Origin of the sequence: Agrobacterium tumefaciens (assembly GCF_005221385.1) — a bacterium.
Classification (GTDB): domain Bacteria; phylum Pseudomonadota; class Alphaproteobacteria; order Rhizobiales; family Rhizobiaceae; genus Agrobacterium; species Agrobacterium tomkonis.
In genome coordinates this window covers 2,222,090-2,238,599 of record NZ_CP039903.1, presented here as the reverse complement: position 1 = coordinate 2,238,599, position 16,510 = coordinate 2,222,090, and the positions used below count along the sequence as shown (strand labels likewise).

Sequence of the window (16,510 nt, the reverse complement as noted above, 5' to 3'; positions counted from 1 at the left end):
CCTATGCCTTACAAGATTTCCCGCGCTGCCTATGCCGGCATGTTCGGCCCGACCGTTGGCGACAAGGTGCGTCTTGCCGATACCGAACTCTTCATCGAGATCGAAAAGGACCACACGACCTATGGCGAGGAAGTGAAATTCGGCGGCGGCAAGGTCATTCGCGACGGCATGGGCCAGAGCCAGGCGACGCGGGCGCAAGGCGCTGTCGATACCGTTATCACCAATGTGGTGATCGTTGACCATAGCGGTATCTACAAGGCGGATGTGGGCCTGAAGAATGGCCGCATCCACGCCATCGGCAAGGCGGGCAACCCGGATACGCAGCCGGGCGTGACGATCATCGTCGGTCCTTCGACGGAGGCGATTGCCGGTGAAGGCAAGATCCTGACGGCCGGCGGCATGGATGCGCATATCCATTACATCTGCCCGCAGCAGATCGAGGAAGCGCTGATGAGCGGCGTGACCTGCATGCTGGGCGGCGGCTCCGGCCCGGCGCATGGCACGCTTGCCACCACCTGCACCGGTGCATGGCATATCGAGCGGATGATCGAAAGCTTCGATGCCTTCCCAATGAATCTGGCGCTGGCCGGCAAGGGCAATGCCTCGCTGCCCGCACCGCTGGAAGAGATGATCCTCGCCGGCGCCTCCTCGCTGAAGCTGCACGAAGACTGGGGCACGACGCCCGCCGCCATCGACAATTGCCTGACGGTTGCCGATGAATATGACGTGCAGGTGATGATCCACACCGACACGCTGAATGAAAGCGGTTTCGTGGAAGATACGGTCGCCGCGATAAGGGGCCGCACCATTCATGCCTTCCACACTGAAGGGGCGGGCGGCGGGCACGCGCCCGATATCATCAAGGTCTGCGGCAATCCGAACGTCATTCCGTCTTCCACCAACCCGACGCGGCCCTATACCGTCAATACGCTGGCCGAACATCTGGATATGCTGATGGTGTGCCACCACCTGTCGCCGTCCATTCCCGAAGATATCGCCTTTGCCGAAAGCCGCATCCGCAAGGAAACCATCGCGGCGGAGGATATTCTCCACGATATCGGCGCGTTCTCGATCATCTCTTCCGACAGCCAGGCCATGGGCCGCGTCGGCGAAGTGGCGATCCGCACCTGGCAGACCGCCGACAAGATGAAACGCCAGCGTGGCCGCCTGAAGGAAGAGACCGGCGAAAACGACAATTTCCGGGTGCGCCGTTACATCGCCAAGTATACGATCAACCCAGCCATTGCCCAGGGTGTCAGCCACGAGATCGGCTCCATCGAAGTCGGCAAACGTGCGGATCTGGTGTTGTGGAACCCGGCCTTTTTCGGCGTGAAGCCGGAGATGGTGCTGCTCGGCGGCTCGATTGCCGCCGCCCCGATGGGCGATCCGAATGCCTCCATCCCCACACCGCAGCCGATGCATTACCGGCCGATGTTTGCCGCCTATGGCAAGCTGCGCACCAATTCCTCGGTCACTTTCGTCTCGCAGGCGTCGCTGGATGCCGGCCTTGCCCAGCGCCTTGGCGTCGCCAAGACGCTGCTGCCGGTGAAGAATGTGCGCGGCGGCATCTCCAAGGCGTCGATGATCCACAATTCGCTCACCCCGCATACCGAGGTCGATCCGGAAACCTATGAGGTGCGGGCGGATGGCGAACTTTTGACCTGCGAACCGGCGACCGTGCTGCCGATGGCGCAGCGTTATTTCCTGTTTTAACGGCGTTTCGTGTTGAGATTTATCACAAAGTGGATCGGCGGCGGCGTGCTGCTGATTGTCCTGTTTCTTGTGCTCGGCACCCCCGTGCCGCGTCCCTTTTTCGCTGACAATGCAGACGGCGGCGCGAAGGATCGCGAGATTCTGCTATTGTCCAATCCGATCCACACCGATATCGCCCTGCCGGTCGATGACGATCTGCGGCGGGTGTTTTCCGAGTTGCAGGAGGACGGTATTGCCGTCAATCATCCCGCAGCTGCCTATCTGGTGTTTGGCTGGGGTGGACGGTCGTTTTACATAGAGACGCCCACCTGGGCCGATCTGAAACCGCTGCCGGTGCTGCGCTCGTTCACGCTTGACCGATCGGTGATGCATGTGGACGTGACGGGAGACTTTCCCGCCGATATGGCCGGAGTGAAACGGCTTCGTATTTCAGAAGCAGGCTATCAGCGCCTTCTCGCCGGTATCAGGGCAAGTTTTGTCAGAAATGACGGCAAGGTCCAGCTTGTCCCCGGTGCCGCCTATGGTTTGACGGACGCGTTTTTCGAGGCGAATGGCTGGTTTAATGCGCTGGCCGGCTGCAACACGTGGTCGGCAGCCATGTTGCGCGAGGCCGGTATTCGAACAGGCTGGTGGACGCCCTTGCCGCCGCTGTTGCGCTGGTCGGTCGATCTCCACAATTGATCTTCCACAGATGCGGGATTTCGTACATTCGATGACTTGAATCCGATTTTTATGCTGCACCGCAGCGCATCTTGCGCTATGGAAACGGCAAAAGAATTCCGTGCGGATTGATCCCAAGCGATCCGCGTAAAACACCTGATCAGGAGAAAAGCCATGCTCGGCAAAAAAGTGCCCGCCGTAACTTTCCGCACGCGCGTTCGTGACGAGGCCGTGGGCGGCCCCAACCCGTTCCGCTGGCAGGACATGACCTCCGATGATTATTTCAAGGGCAAGAAGGTCGTTCTGTTTTCGCTGCCGGGCGCCTTCACGCCGACCTGCTCGACCTATCAGCTTCCCGATTTCGAAAAGCTGGCTGGCGAATTCCGCGCGCTCGGCGTGGATGAAATCTATTGCCTGTCGGTCAACGATGCCTTTGTCATGAATGCCTGGGCAAAGGGCCAGAACCTCGAAAACGTCAAGGTCATTCCGGATGGTTCGGGTGAGTTCACCCGCAAGATGGGCATGCTGGTCGCCAAGGACAATCTCGGTTTCGGCATGCGCTCCTGGCGTTACGCCGCCGTCATCAATGACGGTCTGGTGGAGCAGTGGTTCGAGGAAGAGGGCTATCAGGATAATTGCGAATCCGACCCTTACGGCGTTTCCGCGCCGCAGAACATTCTGGAAAACCTGAAAAGCCGCGCTGCGGCCTGATTTTGGTTTTGTGAAGGCCCGGCACCGATGTCGTGTTCGGGGTGCCGACAGCAGGCGAAAACCTCTCCTCCGTCATCCTCGCCCCTGAGGCGAGGATCCATAAACGCCTGACGGGTGGATCCTCGGGTCAAGTGTAAAGACCGGAGACATCCCTGACATGTGTTCGGAGAGATCCCTGACAGTCAGACTTTGTCTTCGAGGTTTATCTTTGCGATCTGCGTTGCCCCGAAGAACACGCCGAAGAGACCTGGGCTGTTGAGTGGCCGGATGGCCAGGCGCTCGCTTCTGAAAGCGTTCGGGATGCGCCATGCTTTGCCCTTGAAGCTGAGATAGCCTTTGGTAGAACTGACGCTGCGCACGATCTCGCTTCTGTCGTAGACGGGCTCAGGAAGCTGGCTTGGAAATGGGCGTGCAGAAGGCCGATAGCGGCTTGCAGGCACAGCCATGTCGATCGCTTCATGCGGGCGATGGTGATTGTAAATCTCACGCCAGCGGTCGAAAGCTCTCTGGGCATGGGCCTGATCCTTCAGCGCGGCGAAGTCCGTCACCTCGGCCTTGAGGCTGCGATGGAAACGCTCGTTCTTGCCGCCCCCTGCGGATGATAGGGTCGTGAATGGATCAACTCGATGCCAAGCTTCAAAAGCCAGACCCGCAAGCGCGTCCACTGGTTTGGAACACCTGCACCCCACGGGTTGCCATTGTCGCAGTAAATCGCCAGCGGCATGCCATAGCGGCGAAAGATCGTCTCCAGCTTCGTCTGTACGGTCTCCAGTTGCTCGTTGAGGCAGGCCTCTATCGCGATGGCAAAGCGGGAGTGGTCATCGATGATCGTCAGGGGGTAGCACCAGTTGCCGCAGCCCATCTGCGTACGCCCCTTGAAGTCCATCTGCCACAGAAGGTTCGGTGCTTCACGCTCGAAGCGGCTCTCTGTCATGCGCTCACTTGCCTGCGGTCCGATCCGACCATGGCGGGACAGGACAGCATGCACGGTGGATGCTGAGGGAGGCTCGATGCCCAGATCCTGCATTCGCCTTGCGATCTTGCGAGCACCCCAGGCAGGGTGCTCGTCACGAATGGCAAGCACGCAGCGCTCCAGATCATCGGATGTCCGTCGAGGGCTTGAGTGCGGACGACGGGAGCGATCCTTTACCGCCTCTCCCGCATTCGCCCGACGCCGCCAGAGATAACCCGTTTGCCGACTGATGCCGAAGCGCTTGCACAGGGCCGAAACATTGGCCCCGTCCAACGTCGCAAGCAGCACGAACTCCCTACGCTGGTCCATGACAGAAATCTCCCGCCAAGCCATCCCGCCCCTCCTCTGCCAACCGGCAAAAGTGTCAGGGATGTCTCCGAACATCTGTCAACTATGTCTCCGGGCTGAACATCAAGCCCGAGGATGACGGCGAAAGTGGAGAAAGGTTTGCACCTGGCCCGGCTGTGATGCCGGGCTTTGTCATTCTGGTGGCCATGTGCCCTGAAATCGCGCCTTGAAATCCCCCCGCCTATCCGGCAAAAATCAGACCCCCAAGACAGTTTTCGAACGGATCATCCCATGCTGCGCGTTACCTCTTACCATCCCGCCGGAACCCCTGGCGACGAGCCTTCCGGTTATGTCACGCTGGCGCATGACCAGCGGCATCTGCGCCGCAAGCTGCTGCATCTGCAAAATGACGAGATGGTGATGCTCGACCTGAAGGAAGCCGTGCTGTTTGCCCATGGCGACCTTCTGGTGGTGGAAAACGGCGATCTGATCGAGGTTCGGGCCGCGGCTGAAAAGCTGTTTGAAATCACGCCGAAGGATCGGCTTCACCTGATCGAGCTCGCCTGGCATCTGGGCAACCGGCATCTTTCGGCACAGATCGAAGAAGAGCGCATTCTCATCCTGCGCGACCACGTCATCCGCGCCATGCTCGAAGGTCTCGGCGCCACGGTGCGCGAGGTGGAAGAACCTTTCCAGCCGGCCCGCGGTGCCTATCACGCCCATGGCGGCCATTCCCATGGTCACGGGCACGGCCATGATCACCACCATCATGATCACGGCTGATCCGTGAGCGACGATCGCGGCGTTGCCGCGCTGCTGCGGCTGATGGCCTGGCTGTCGCCGGCATTTCCGGTTGGCGGTTTTTCCTATTCCGGCGGGCTTGAAAAGGCGGTTGAGGATGGGCGTGTGCCTGATGCAGCCGGTCTTCTTGGCTGGGTGGAGACGCTTCTGCGCCACGGCAGCCTGTGGAACGACGCGGTGTTTCTGGCGGAAGGCTGGCGCAGGGCCAGCGATGCCGCCGCCCTGAATGAAACAGCCAATCTGGCGCGGGCGCTGGCCGGCTCGGCGGAGCGATATCGTGAAACGATACTTCTGGGTGATGCCTTCGTTGCTGCCGCAGGCGCATGGCCGCATGTGGTTCTGGAACTGTTGCCGGAGGAATGTCCATATCCTGTCGCCGTCGGGGCAGTGGCCGCCGCGCATGGGGTGCCGCTTAAGGAAACACTTGCCGCTTTCGCACATGCCGGCGTCTCGCAAATGGTTTCGGCCGGCATCCGCCTTGGCGTGGCAGGCCAGAAGGATGGTGTCGCCATTCTGGCAGCAAGCGAGGCGGTGATTGCGGAGATGGCTGCGCGGGCTGCGCAATCCACGCTCGATGACCTCGGCAGCGCGACGATCATCGCCGATACGGCGGCGATGCGCCACGAGGTGCAGGGCACGCGGCTTTTCCGCTCCTGAAAGTTACAGCATCGATGGAGCGAGCGCATGCCGCTTGTTTCTTCTCCCCGAGGGGGGAGAAGTCCGCGGCAGCGGGATGAGGGGGCGAGCTCCCCGAAATCCGGCGACGTTGCCCCCTCATCCGACCCTTCGGGCCACCTTCTCCCCCTCGGGGAGAAGAAACTCGCGGCACGATCCTTGCATATCTTGAAGCGAGTAGCGGAGGAGATATGGTGAGACAGAACCAAAGCATAGAAGGAAACACAGTCGTGAAATCGGGCATGAAATCGGGCAATGGCCCGCTGCGCGTTGGCATTGGCGGGCCGGTTGGTTCGGGCAAGACGGCGCTGACGGAAAAGCTCTGCAAGGCGATGAGCGCTGATTATTCCGTCGCCGTCGTTACCAACGATATCTATACGAAAGAGGATGCCGAGGCGCTGGTGCGCATGCAGGCGCTGCCGTCGGAGCGTATTGTCGGTGTGGAGACGGGCGGTTGCCCGCATACCGCTATCCGCGAGGATGCGACGATCAATCTGCAGGCGATTGCCGGGCTCAATGCGCGCTTTCCCGATCTGGATGTCGTCTTCATCGAATCCGGTGGCGACAATCTCGCCGCGACCTTTTCGCCCGATCTTGCCGATATCACCATCTATGTGATCTCCGTCTGTCAGGGTGAGGAAATTCCGCGCAAGGGCGGGCCAGGCATCACCCGCTCCGATCTGCTGGTCATCAACAAGAAGGATCTCGCACCTTACGTCGGGGCCGATCTGACCGTAATGGATAATGATGCGACCCGCATGCGCAATGCCATGCCCTTCGTCTTCACCGATATGAAGCGGGGCGATGGGGTGGAGCATATCGTCGGCTTCCTGAAAGAGCAGGGCGGTCTCTGAGCCATGAATACGCCTCTTCGTTTCAGCCCCTATGCCGTGTCCCGTTTTGTCGACGGCGTCTACAAGGCGCCGGTCGGCCATCTCATCCATCGGCAGGGCGAGGTTGCGCTGGCCGCGGTTCTTGCCGGGCTTGAAGGCGAGACGGTGGATGTGGACGTCAATTGTTTCGCGCTCTCCGGGCCTGATGGCATCTGGCTGATCGATGCCGGTTGCGGCACCGCCTGGGGTGCGGCCTATGGCCATGCCCGCGCGGCGATGATCACCGCCGGTATTCAGCCGGCCGATGTGACGCGTGTCATCCTCACCCATATTCACGGCGACCATGCGCTTGGCCTCATTGATGGCGACCGGCCTTATTTTCCCAATGCGGAAATATGGGTGCCGGAGGCCGATCTTGGCTTTTTCTCCAGCGCGGATGCCCGCAAGAGCTTGCCGCCAGCCCGGCAGGGCGGTTTCGATCTCGCCGCCCGGCTGCTCGATATCTGTGGTGCCATGCTGCGGCCGATCCCCATGGGAACGGTTGCCGACGATATCGAGGCGATCGCCATGCCCGGCCACACGCCGGGGCATGCCGGCTATCTCATCGGCAGCGGTGATAACCGGCTGTTATTGTGGGGTGATGTGCTGCATGTGAGTGGATTGCAGGCTGACGATCCTGAAATCGCTTTCGTTTACGATATCGATTCCGAACTTGCCTATGCCACCCGTCTTGCGGCGCTGGCCGAGGCGGCCGATCACGGCTGGCTGGTGTCCGGTGGCCATCTTGGCGGCTTTTTCCATATTGAACGGCAGGGCGACGCCTTCCGCTTCGTGCCGCAGCCGGGCTGATCTGCCCTTTCCACAATGGCGAAATCCACAATGGCGAAAGGCGGGCTGCCGGCTGGCATCCCGCCCTTCTTCCTCTCCCGCTGTCTTTTCTAGATCTGCTTCAATGCGGCGACGTCATTGACCTGCACGATGCGGCCACGCACGGTGACGCCTGATTTTTTCAGCGCCGAGAAGGCGCGTGACAGGGCTTCCGGCGCAAGGCCGAGCTTGCCGGCAAGCAGGCTTTTCTGGAACGGCAGCCGCAGCGAAAAGGATGTCGCATCACGCGGGCCCTGATTGATGAGATAATGGGCGACGCGTTGTGGCGCGGTCTGCAGCCGATCGTTGGCGATGCAATCCATGGTGCCAAGCAGGCTGTTGGAAAGACAACGCATGACGGCTTTGGCGATTGCCGGTTCCTGATCGATCAACGCCCGGATTTTCGCGAGCTCGAAACGCGCCACGGTGCAGCTTTCCGCCGCCTGCGCGCTGTAGCGATAGGTGTCGCTGCCGAAAATCAGGCATTCGTTGAAGGTATCGCCCGGACCACTGACGCGCACATCCGCCTCGCGCCCATGCCTGTCCAGCCGGTAAAGCCTGATATAACCCGACAGAACGCAATAAAAATGCTGCGCCGCTTCGCCTTCCTTGAAGAGCACATGGCGGGCGTTGACATTGATGATGGTCGCCGCCTCCATCAGCTTCAACGCCACTGCGTCATCCGCTATCCCTATCAAGGGCGCGCGCAGCAGAATGTTCCTGTCCCTGTTGCTCAGTTTCACGGTCTTGTTCACGTCCATCCGGCTCCCGCTCAAACCTTTTGCCGGGCTGTCCGAAGCGATACGAAACCGGGGATGTTCCGTCTCTCTCACGCCTATCTGCAAAGAACTCATCGCATTATCCTTCGACCGGCAATTCCCGATGCGAGGGAGATTAGCAGTTCACCTGAAAAGCGAATTGATTTCGATCAAACGGGGTTGCAGTCGTTATGTGAGAGGAAATGACGGGCCGTTCGTGTTTCAAAGCACAGAGGGAAATATGGGGCGGGCGATTGCCACATATTTCTTCTCCCCGAGGGGGAGAAGTCCGCGGCAGCGGGATGAGGGGGCGAGGGTAGAGGGATTCGGCAAGGTTGCCCCCTCATCCGACCCTTCGGGCCACCTTCTCCCCGGCGGGGAGAAGAAACAAGCGGCGACGTTTTGCCCTTTAAACGTCCGCCCAAAAGAAACGCCGGGCACAAGGCCCGGCGTCTCAATCGTTATTCTGCAAGCTTTATTCCGCAGCAAGCGGCGGCAGCCGCAATATGTTGCTGCCCTTGTCTGCGGCCTTGTCGCCGGTGCCCTTTTCCATGCCGGCGACCCGCGCCTCCAGCGAGGAGAGCGCCAGGCTGTTTTCGCGGGCGATCTCCGAGAGTTTCTCGTTGGAGAGAGCCTCTTCCTCCTCTTCCTTCTTGCCGACGAAGCGGCCGAAGAGGTGGGCGAGCAGGCGCGACAGGTCGTCCATGATCAGGAAGAAGGCAGGAACCACGATCAGCGACAGAACGGTCGAGACGATGATGCCGCCGATGACCGCGATTGCCATCGGCGCGCGGAACGAGCCGCCTTCGCCGACGCCGAGTGCCGAGGGCAACATGCCTGCCGACATGGCAATGGAGGTCATGATGATCGGGCGGGCGCGCTTGCGACCGGCCTCGATCATGGCATGCACCCGCTCCATGCCGTGACGGCGCATCTCGATGGCGAAGTCTACCAGGAGGATGGCGTTTTTCGTCACGATGCCCATCAGCATCAGGATGCCGATGAGAACCGGCATGGACAGCGCGTTCTGGGTGATGATGAGCGCGACGGCCACGCCGCCGATGGCGAGCGGCAGCGAGAACAAGATGGTGAAGGGCTGGATGACATCCTTGAACAGCAGGATGAGCACGACAAGCACCAGCAGCAGGCCAAGCAGCATGGCGTTGACGAAGCCCTGCTGCATTTCACCCTGCACCTTGGCATCGCCGCTTTCCGCCAGGCGCACACTTGCCGGCAGCTTGGTTTCCTCGACGATCCGCTTGAATTCGGCCGTCGAGGTATCGAGCGCCGTGCCGAATGGCACGTCGGAGCCGATGGAGACGACGCGGTTGCGGTCGTTGCGCTTGATCGAGCTCGGACCTTCCGAATAGTCGATATCGGCAACGCTGTAGAGCGGCACCAGCGAGCCGGATGCGGTCTTGATCTTCAGGGCGCGGATGGTGGCGAGATCGCGGCGGGTATCGATGGACGCCTGCACGCGGATCGGAATCTGCCGGTCATCCAGCGAAATCTTCGTCAGCTGGGCGTCGATATCGCCGATGGTGGCGACGCGAACCGTCTGCGAAATCTGCTGCGGCGTGATGCCGAGGCGGGCGATTTCATCCTTGCGCGGGCGGATCTGCAATTCCGGACGCGGCAACGCGCCTTCCGAGCTGACATTGGCAAGGATGGGTGAGGCGCGTAGACGGCTTTCGAGAATGCCGACGGCGTCGTTCAGGTCCTTCTCGTTCGACGACAGGAAGTTGAAGCTCAGTTCGCGTTCCGCACGGTCGTTCAGCTTGATGATGCGCACATCCGGAATGGCGCGGACCTTGGCGAAGATGTCCCGCTCCACATCCCATTGCGGACGTGTGCGGCCCTTTTCTTCCACCTTCGGAAGATATTGGCCGATGAGCGGAATGGAGCCCAGCCCCTTGTTGACCAGCACCTTCAGCAATGAGTGGTCGATATGCTGGAGGATGACGTTGACGGTGGCGCGGCGAAGTTCCAGATCGCCCTTGGGCGAAGCACCGCCGAGAATGAAGACGCTTTCCACGCCGTTGATGTCACGGATGGCATGGAAGATTTCGGTCGTCGTCCGGTCGGTTTCATCCAGCGTCGCATTGGGCGGCAGTTCCACCGAGAGCGTCACGCGCGATGCGTCGTCCGGCGGCAGGAAGCTGCCCGGAACGCCGGCGAGAAGAATGACGGAGGCGACGAGGAAGCCGACGGCGCCGATGAGCGTGAGGTAACGCGCCCACCATTTGCGGGTGGTGGCGGAAACCATGCGCGTATAGGCCTTCATCAGCCGGCCGTCATTGTCGTGATGGTCGTCCATCGCGTCTTCGGCGCGCATCAGATAGGCCGCCATCAGCGGTGTGATGAGGCGGGCCACCGCCAGCGAGAAGAACACCGAGAAGGCAACCGTCAGACCGAACTGGATGAAGTACTGACCGGGAATGCCGGGCATGAACGAGACAGGCACGAAGACGGCGATGATGGTGAAGCTGGTGGCGATGACGGCGAGACCGATTTCGTCGGCGGCCTCGAGCGCTGCCCGATAGGGCGTCTTGCCCATCTTGATGTGACGGGCGATGTTCTCGATTTCCACGATGGCGTCGTCCACGAGAATACCCGTGGCGAGCGTCAACGCCAGGAAGCTGACGAGGTTGAGCGAGAAGCCCATGATATCCATGATCCAGAAGGTCGGGATCGCGGAAAGCGGTAGCGCGACGGCGGCAATCAGGGTGGCGCGCCAGTTGCGAAGGAAAAGCAGGACCACGATGATGGCGAGGATGGCGCCCTCGATCAGCGTATCAAGCGCCGCCTTGTAGTTGCCATAGGTGAAATAGACGGCGTCATCGACCATCTGGATCGAGACTTCCGGATGATCCTTGCGGACCTTTTCGAGGCTTTCCGCCACGGTTTCGGCGACCGAGACTTCGCTTGCACCCTTGGAGCGGAACACCGCGAAGGTGACGGCGGGGTTGCCGTTGAACCGCGAGAAGGATTTCTGTTCCTGATAGGTGTCGGTCACCGTACCCAGTTCGGAAAGCTTGACGAAGCGGCCGTTGGAGAGCGCGATGGTGGTGTTGGCAAGCTGCGTCACGTCGCGGGTGTCACCGAGCGTGCGGATCGTCTGCTCATTGCCGCCGACCTGGCCGCGGCCGGATCCGAGATCGACGTTGGTGCCGCGCAGCTGGCTGTTCACCTCGCTTGCGGTGATGCCATAGGCATCAAGCTTTTCGGGGCTGAGCGAAACGCGCACCTCCCGGTCCGCACCGCCGTAACGGTCGACCTTGCCGATGCCGGACTGGCCCTGCAGCGAGCGCTTGATCGTGTCGTCGACGAACCAGGACAGTTCTTCGAGCGTCATGTTCGGCGAAGAAACGGCAAAGGTCTGGATCGCCTGGCCTTCGACGTCGATCTTGCTGACGACAGGCACTTCGATATCGGCGGGCAGATCGCTGCGGATCTTGTCGATGGCGTCCTTCGTGTCCTGAACCGCCTCTTCCGTCGGCTTTTCGATGCGGAAGACGACCGTGGTCGTCGATTGGCCGTCGACTACGCTGGACTGTATTTCATCGACGCCGCTGATGGCGGCGACCGCGTCTTCGATCTCCTTCGTCACCTGCATTTCCAGCTCGGAGGGCGAAGCGCCGCTCTGGGTCACGGTGACGGCAACGACGGGGACGTCGATATTCGGAAAACGGGTGATCGGCAGGGTCTTGAAGGCCTGCATGCCGAGGATCATCAAAAGCGCGAAGCCGAGAAGCGGCGCAATCGGGTTACGGATTGACCATGCGGAGAAGTTCATTTCATTCCCTCAGTCAGTTGGACGCAGCCGTCTGGGCTTCAACCGGGCGGATCCGGTCACCATCGCGCACGAATGCTCCAGCTTTCTCGACAACCTTGTCTCCAGCGGCAAGGCCGCTGACAATTTCGATGAAACCGCTGTCTTCTATGCCGGTCTCGATCTTCACCTGCTTGACGACGTCGCCTTCCACCTTGCGGGTGGTCGAGCCTTCGCGTCCGGAAGTGACGGCCGATAGCGGCAGGGCAAGCGCGTTCGTCTCTTCAACGATGATCTCGGCGCTAGCATACATGCCTGATCGTGCCGGGCTGTTTTCCGGCAGCACCACATGCACGGAACCGAGGCGCGTCGTCGGATCGACGGTCGGCGAAACGAGGCGCACCTTGCCCTCTATTTTCTGGGCTCCGCCGGCAACCGTCAAATAGGCTTTCTGGCCGGCCTTGACCTTCTGGATATCGGTTTCCGAGAGATCAGCGACGAGTTCGATCGCGCCATCCTTGATGACGGTGAAAAGCGGATTTCCGGCACCGCTGGCAATGGCCCCGACCTTGGCGTTCTTGGCTGAGACGATGCCGGCGACAGGAGTTTTCACGCCGGTGCGGGTCAGTTTCAGATCGATATCGTCGATCTGCGCGGCGACGACCTTGATGTCAGCCTCGCCGGCGGACACCGCCTGTTTTGCTGCCTCCAGCCGGGCCTGTGCCACTTGCGCGGCGGCTTCGGTCTTTTCCGTCTCCGAAACCGAACCGGAGCCGCTCTGGCCGAGCTTGGCGGCGCGGTCACGCTGACGAAGGGCATCGTTGAGATTGGCCTGCGCTTCCAGCACCTGCGCCTTCGACTGGGTGACGGAGGCTTCGGCCTTGGCCTTGTTGGCCTCAAGCTGGCTCTTTTGCAGCACAAGGCTGTCGGACGAAAGCACGGCCAGAACTGCATTGGCTTCCACCCGGTCGCCAATATCGGCATTCAGCGTGTCGATCGACAGGCCGTCAACCAGCGGCTGGACGTAGATCTCGTCCACGGGGCGGATTGTGCCTGTCGCGATGATGCGGTCCACGAGATCGCGTTTTGCGGCGTGCGCCACGATGATGGAGGGCAGGTTCTGCTGTTTGACCGGTGCCGGCGCTTCGCCTTCGGCGGCAGCCGAAAAGGGCAGGGCCGTTGCGGAAAGAAGGACGAAAACGAAGCGGTTAAAAGTAACTTTATGCTGCATGTGTCTTGGCTCGCGCAATATCCGATCACATGTCCTGCAGCCGTGAGGCGTGTTTTAATAGGTCATGCGATAGCGAATGTGAAACAAGGGATCACAATACTTCCTTTTCGATCCTCCCGATTCAAACGCCCCTCAACGCGAATCTCAAGCACCTTGCCCTTGTGCTTTTTCTACAAGATCAAATTTGGCAGTCTTGTGGGCGGGACTCTAATTGTTGTTGTCGTGCAAATCAATCCGCATAGCCGCGATGGTTGATATACATTTTTGTATAGGCCCGGATATTGCAATTCATCAAATACGTTACCACTGAAAAACGAAACGCGCGGGCGGAGCCGCGCGTTCCATGCTTTCGGGTTCGATTTGACTATTTCAGCGCCGCATCGGTGATTTCGGTGGTGTAGGCGCCGGATGGTTCCTTGGTGATGACCGGATCGGACCCGCCGCCGAGCAGCGTCTTGACGGTGCGGTCGTAATCCGCCTTGTCGAGCGCGCCTTTCGAGCCGGCCGTGAGTTTTGCCACTTCGCCCATCATGCGCTTCTGGTGCTTTTCGGTCTGGGCGCCGGAGGCGTCGTTTTCGAGAACGATGTCGGCCGCATCGTCAGGGTTTTCTTCCGCCCACTTCCAGCCCTTCATGGAGGCACGGACGAATTTGACCATGTCTTCCTTGAACTTGGCGTCCTTCAGCTTGTCTTCGAGAACATAAAGCCCGTCTTCGAGCGTCGCCACGCCTTCGTCCTCATATTTGAAGGTGACGAGTTCCTCCGGCTTGATGCCGGCGTCGATAACCTGCCAATACTCATTATAGGTCATGGTGGAAATGCAGGCGGCCTGCTTTTGCAGCAGCGGATCGACGTTGAAGCCCTGCTTCAGGACGGTGACGCCATCCGCGCCGCCGGTGGTTGGGATTTTCAGGTGCGCCATCCATGACAGGAACGGATATTCATTGCCGAAGAACCAGACGCCCAGCGTCTTGCCCTTGAAGTCGTCGGGCTTGGTGACGCCGGTTTCTTTCAGGCAGGTGAGCATCATGCCCGACGATTTGAATGGCTGGGCGATATTGACCAGCGGCACGCCCTTTTCACGGGTGGCGAGTGCGGATGGCAGCCAGTCGACGATCACATCCGCACCGCCGCCGGCCAGAACCTGTGCCGGTGCAATATCCGGGCCGCCCGGCTTGATGTCGACATCAAGGCCTTCGGCTTCGTAAAAACCCTTGTCCTTGGCAACGTAATAACCGGCGAATTGTGCCTGGGTCACCCATTTCAGCTGCAGGGTGATCTTGTCGGCGGCCTGCGCACTGAAGGCCGTCATCAGTGACGCGCCGGCAAGAAGCATGGATGCAAGTTTCATTTTCATCGCTGTTCCCTTTTTCGTTATTTACGTTCGTCCCCCACGGACGGACGGATGCCAGAAGGTGACGGCCCGCTCTGCGAGCGCCACCAGACCGTAAAAGCCTGAGCCGGCCAGTGCGGCGACCGCGATTTCGGCCCAGACCATATCGACATTGCTGCGGCCCATTTCCGCCGAGATGCGGAAACCCATGCCGACGATGGGTGTGCCGAAGAATTCCGCGACAATTGCGCCGATCAGCGCCAGCGTGGAATTGATCTTCAGCGCATTGAAAATGAAGGGCCAGGCGGCGGGCAGGCGCAGCTTTACCAATGTCTGCCACCAGCCGGCGGCATAGGTGCGCATCAGGTCGCGTTCCATGTGGCTGGAAGCGGCAAGCCCCTGAACCGTGTTCACCAGCATCGGGAAGAAGGTCATAATGACGACGACCGCCACCTTCGACTGCCAGTCGAAGCCGAACCACATGACCATGATGGGGGCGATGCCGACCACCGGCAGAGCGGAGACGAAATTGCCGATGGGCAGCAGCCCGCGCTGGAGGAAGGGTGAGCGATCGATGAGGATGGCGACGATGAAGCCGAGGCCGCAGCCGAGCACATAACCCGTCAGCACCGATTTGAGGAAGGTCTGGCGGAAATCCGCCCAGAGGATCGGCAGGGAGCCGAGAAGGCGGGCAAGAATGGCGCTGGGTGCCGGCAGCAGGATGGGCGGCACGGAAAACCCGCGCACCACACCTTCCCAGATGGCGAGAATGGCCAGCCCGAAGAGAAGGGGTACGGCGATGCGGCTTGCGCGTTTTGCCGCCTGCGCGGAAAATCTGCGGCGCACCAGCCATTCGTTGCAGGCCCAGGCGGCAAGCCAGAACAGGATCGCGCCGAAAAACCAGCCGGGGTTCGTCATGGCCTTGCTCCCATTCGTTTCAGGACCGCGGCGTGGGCGATGCCGATGATGGACACCAGAAGCGCTGCGACACCGGCGGCCATGAACAGTGCCGCCCATATCTGCACCGTCTGGCCATAATAGGAGCCGGAAAGCAGCCGCGCACCGAGACCGGCGACGGCCCCCGTCGGCAATTCGCCGACGATGGCGCCGACCAGCGCAATCGCAATGGCGATCTTCAGCGAGGTGAAGAGATAGGGGAGTGCGGCGGGCCAGCGCAGCTTCCAGAAGATTTGCGCAGGCGAGGCATAATAGGTGTGCATCAGATCAAGCTGGATGGTTTCCGGGCTTCTGAGACCCTTCACCATGCCGACGACGATGGGGAAGAAGGAAAGATAGGTGGAGATCAGCGCCTTCGGCAGCAGCCCGGAAATGCCGATGGAATTCAGGACGACGATGATCATCGGTGCGACGGCGAGGATCGGGATCGTCTGGCTGGCGATGATCCACGGCATGACGGAGCGATCCATGGCGCGATTGTGGATGATCGCGACGGCAAGCAGGATGCCGAGCACCGCACCGATGGCGAAACCGAGCAGCGTGGCGGAGAGTGTGACGCCGGCGTGATAGATGAGGCTGCGTTTGGAGGTGATGGCCTTGTTGACCGTGGTGTCCCACAGTTCGGCGGCAATCTGGTGCGGGGCGGGGAGAACCGGGCGTTCCTGTGCGAAGGTTTGCGGTAGGAGTTCGAAGAAGCCCGGCGTCTGGCCGGCGCGGGTGGCCTGATCGCGGGCGAAGGGGATGTTGAGATAGATGACGGCGAGGTGCCAGAGGATGAGGATGGCGAGGAGGACGGTTAGGATGGGGAGGATGCGGTGGCGGAGGAGGGTCATTGGGGGAGCCTCCGTGGGTGGGATTTGCGCTTGCTCCGAGGGTGACGCTTACCCCCCTCTGCCCTGCCGGGCATCTCCCCCTCAAGGGGGGAGATCGACTCGTGG

At 60.7% G+C, this 16,510-nt stretch carries 13 protein-coding genes and 1 pseudogene; 7 read left to right on the top strand and 7 right to left on the bottom strand.

What is annotated here, in order from left to right; genetic code table 11:
* The first annotated feature begins 3 nt into the window (after positions 1 to 3).
* From ureC to CFBP6623_RS11300, 3 genes are all read left to right on the top strand, one after another.
* Positions 4 to 1,713 carry an urease subunit alpha gene (gene ureC / locus CFBP6623_RS11310; RefSeq protein WP_080841872.1) on the top strand — a complete coding sequence of 570 codons (1,710 nt, stop codon included), beginning with the start codon at positions 4 to 6 and terminating at the stop codon, positions 1,711 to 1,713.
* Positions 1,714 to 1,722: 9 nt separating this feature from the next.
* Positions 1,723 to 2,394: a TIGR02117 family protein gene (locus tag CFBP6623_RS11305; protein ID WP_062654256.1), complete on the top strand. Its 672-nt coding sequence runs from the start codon at positions 1,723 to 1,725 to the stop codon at positions 2,392 to 2,394.
* A gap of 153 nt (positions 2,395 to 2,547) precedes the next feature.
* Complete coding sequence (locus CFBP6623_RS11300) at positions 2,548 to 3,084, top strand: peroxiredoxin (protein ID WP_046797821.1); 537 nt, start codon at positions 2,548 to 2,550, stop codon at positions 3,082 to 3,084.
* Between the two features lie 141 nt (positions 3,085 to 3,225).
* Here CFBP6623_RS11300 and CFBP6623_RS11295 read toward each other — a convergent pair.
* Positions 3,226 to 4,390 (bottom strand): annotated as a pseudogene (locus CFBP6623_RS11295) (IS481 family transposase); the annotation flags it as partial.
* A 246-nt stretch (positions 4,391 to 4,636) separates the two neighbouring features.
* Between CFBP6623_RS11295 and ureE the strand changes: the two are divergent.
* The 4 genes from ureE to aidB all read left to right on the top strand — a co-directional run bounded on the left by ureE (position 4,637) and on the right by aidB (position 7,503).
* Positions 4,637 to 5,128 (top strand): urease accessory protein UreE, encoded by a 492-nt coding sequence (gene ureE / locus CFBP6623_RS11290; protein ID WP_046797822.1) that lies wholly within the window; start codon positions 4,637 to 4,639, stop codon positions 5,126 to 5,128.
* Between the two features lie 3 nt (positions 5,129 to 5,131).
* Positions 5,132 to 5,803: an urease accessory protein UreF gene (locus CFBP6623_RS11285; protein WP_046797823.1), complete on the top strand. Its 672-nt coding sequence runs from the start codon at positions 5,132 to 5,134 to the stop codon at positions 5,801 to 5,803.
* A gap of 260 nt (positions 5,804 to 6,063) precedes the next feature.
* Positions 6,064 to 6,675 (top strand): urease accessory protein UreG, encoded by a 612-nt coding sequence (gene ureG / locus CFBP6623_RS11280; RefSeq protein ID WP_046797824.1) that lies wholly within the window; start codon positions 6,064 to 6,066, stop codon positions 6,673 to 6,675.
* A gap of 3 nt (positions 6,676 to 6,678) precedes the next feature.
* Entirely contained in the window at positions 6,679 to 7,503 is an 825-nt protein-coding gene (aidB, locus tag CFBP6623_RS11275) for an AidB family quorum-quenching N-acyl homoserine lactonase (RefSeq protein ID WP_062654258.1), read from the top strand.
* 89 nt (positions 7,504 to 7,592) lie between these two features.
* Here the strand turns inward: aidB and CFBP6623_RS11270 are convergent, their stop codons facing one another.
* The 6 genes from CFBP6623_RS11270 to CFBP6623_RS11245 form a co-directional block, all read right to left on the bottom strand.
* The gene (locus CFBP6623_RS11270; protein WP_046797826.1) at positions 7,593 to 8,282 is read right to left on the bottom strand and encodes a Crp/Fnr family transcriptional regulator; all 690 of its coding nucleotides are present in this window, start codon (positions 8,280 to 8,282) and stop codon (positions 7,593 to 7,595) included.
* Positions 8,283 to 8,754: 472 nt separating this feature from the next.
* Positions 8,755 to 12,075, bottom strand: a complete 3,321-nt coding sequence (locus CFBP6623_RS11265) for an efflux RND transporter permease subunit (protein ID WP_046797827.1) — start codon at positions 12,073 to 12,075, stop codon at positions 8,755 to 8,757.
* Positions 12,076 to 12,088: 13 nt separating this feature from the next.
* A complete protein-coding gene (locus CFBP6623_RS11260) occupies positions 12,089 to 13,282 on the bottom strand; it encodes an efflux RND transporter periplasmic adaptor subunit (protein ID WP_046797828.1) in 1,194 nt (397 codons plus the stop codon).
* Between the two features lie 364 nt (positions 13,283 to 13,646).
* Entirely contained in the window at positions 13,647 to 14,639 is a 993-nt protein-coding gene (locus CFBP6623_RS11255) for an ABC transporter substrate-binding protein (RefSeq protein ID WP_046797829.1), read from the bottom strand.
* 21 nt (positions 14,640 to 14,660) lie between these two features.
* A complete protein-coding gene (locus CFBP6623_RS11250; protein ID WP_046797830.1) occupies positions 14,661 to 15,533 on the bottom strand; it encodes an ABC transporter permease in 873 nt (290 codons plus the stop codon).
* The gene (locus CFBP6623_RS11245; protein ID WP_046797831.1) at positions 15,530 to 16,405 is read right to left on the bottom strand and encodes an ABC transporter permease; all 876 of its coding nucleotides are present in this window, start codon (positions 16,403 to 16,405) and stop codon (positions 15,530 to 15,532) included. Before CFBP6623_RS11245 ends, CFBP6623_RS11250 begins: the two co-directional genes overlap by 4 nt.
* Between the last annotated feature and the right edge of the window lie 105 nt (positions 16,406 to 16,510).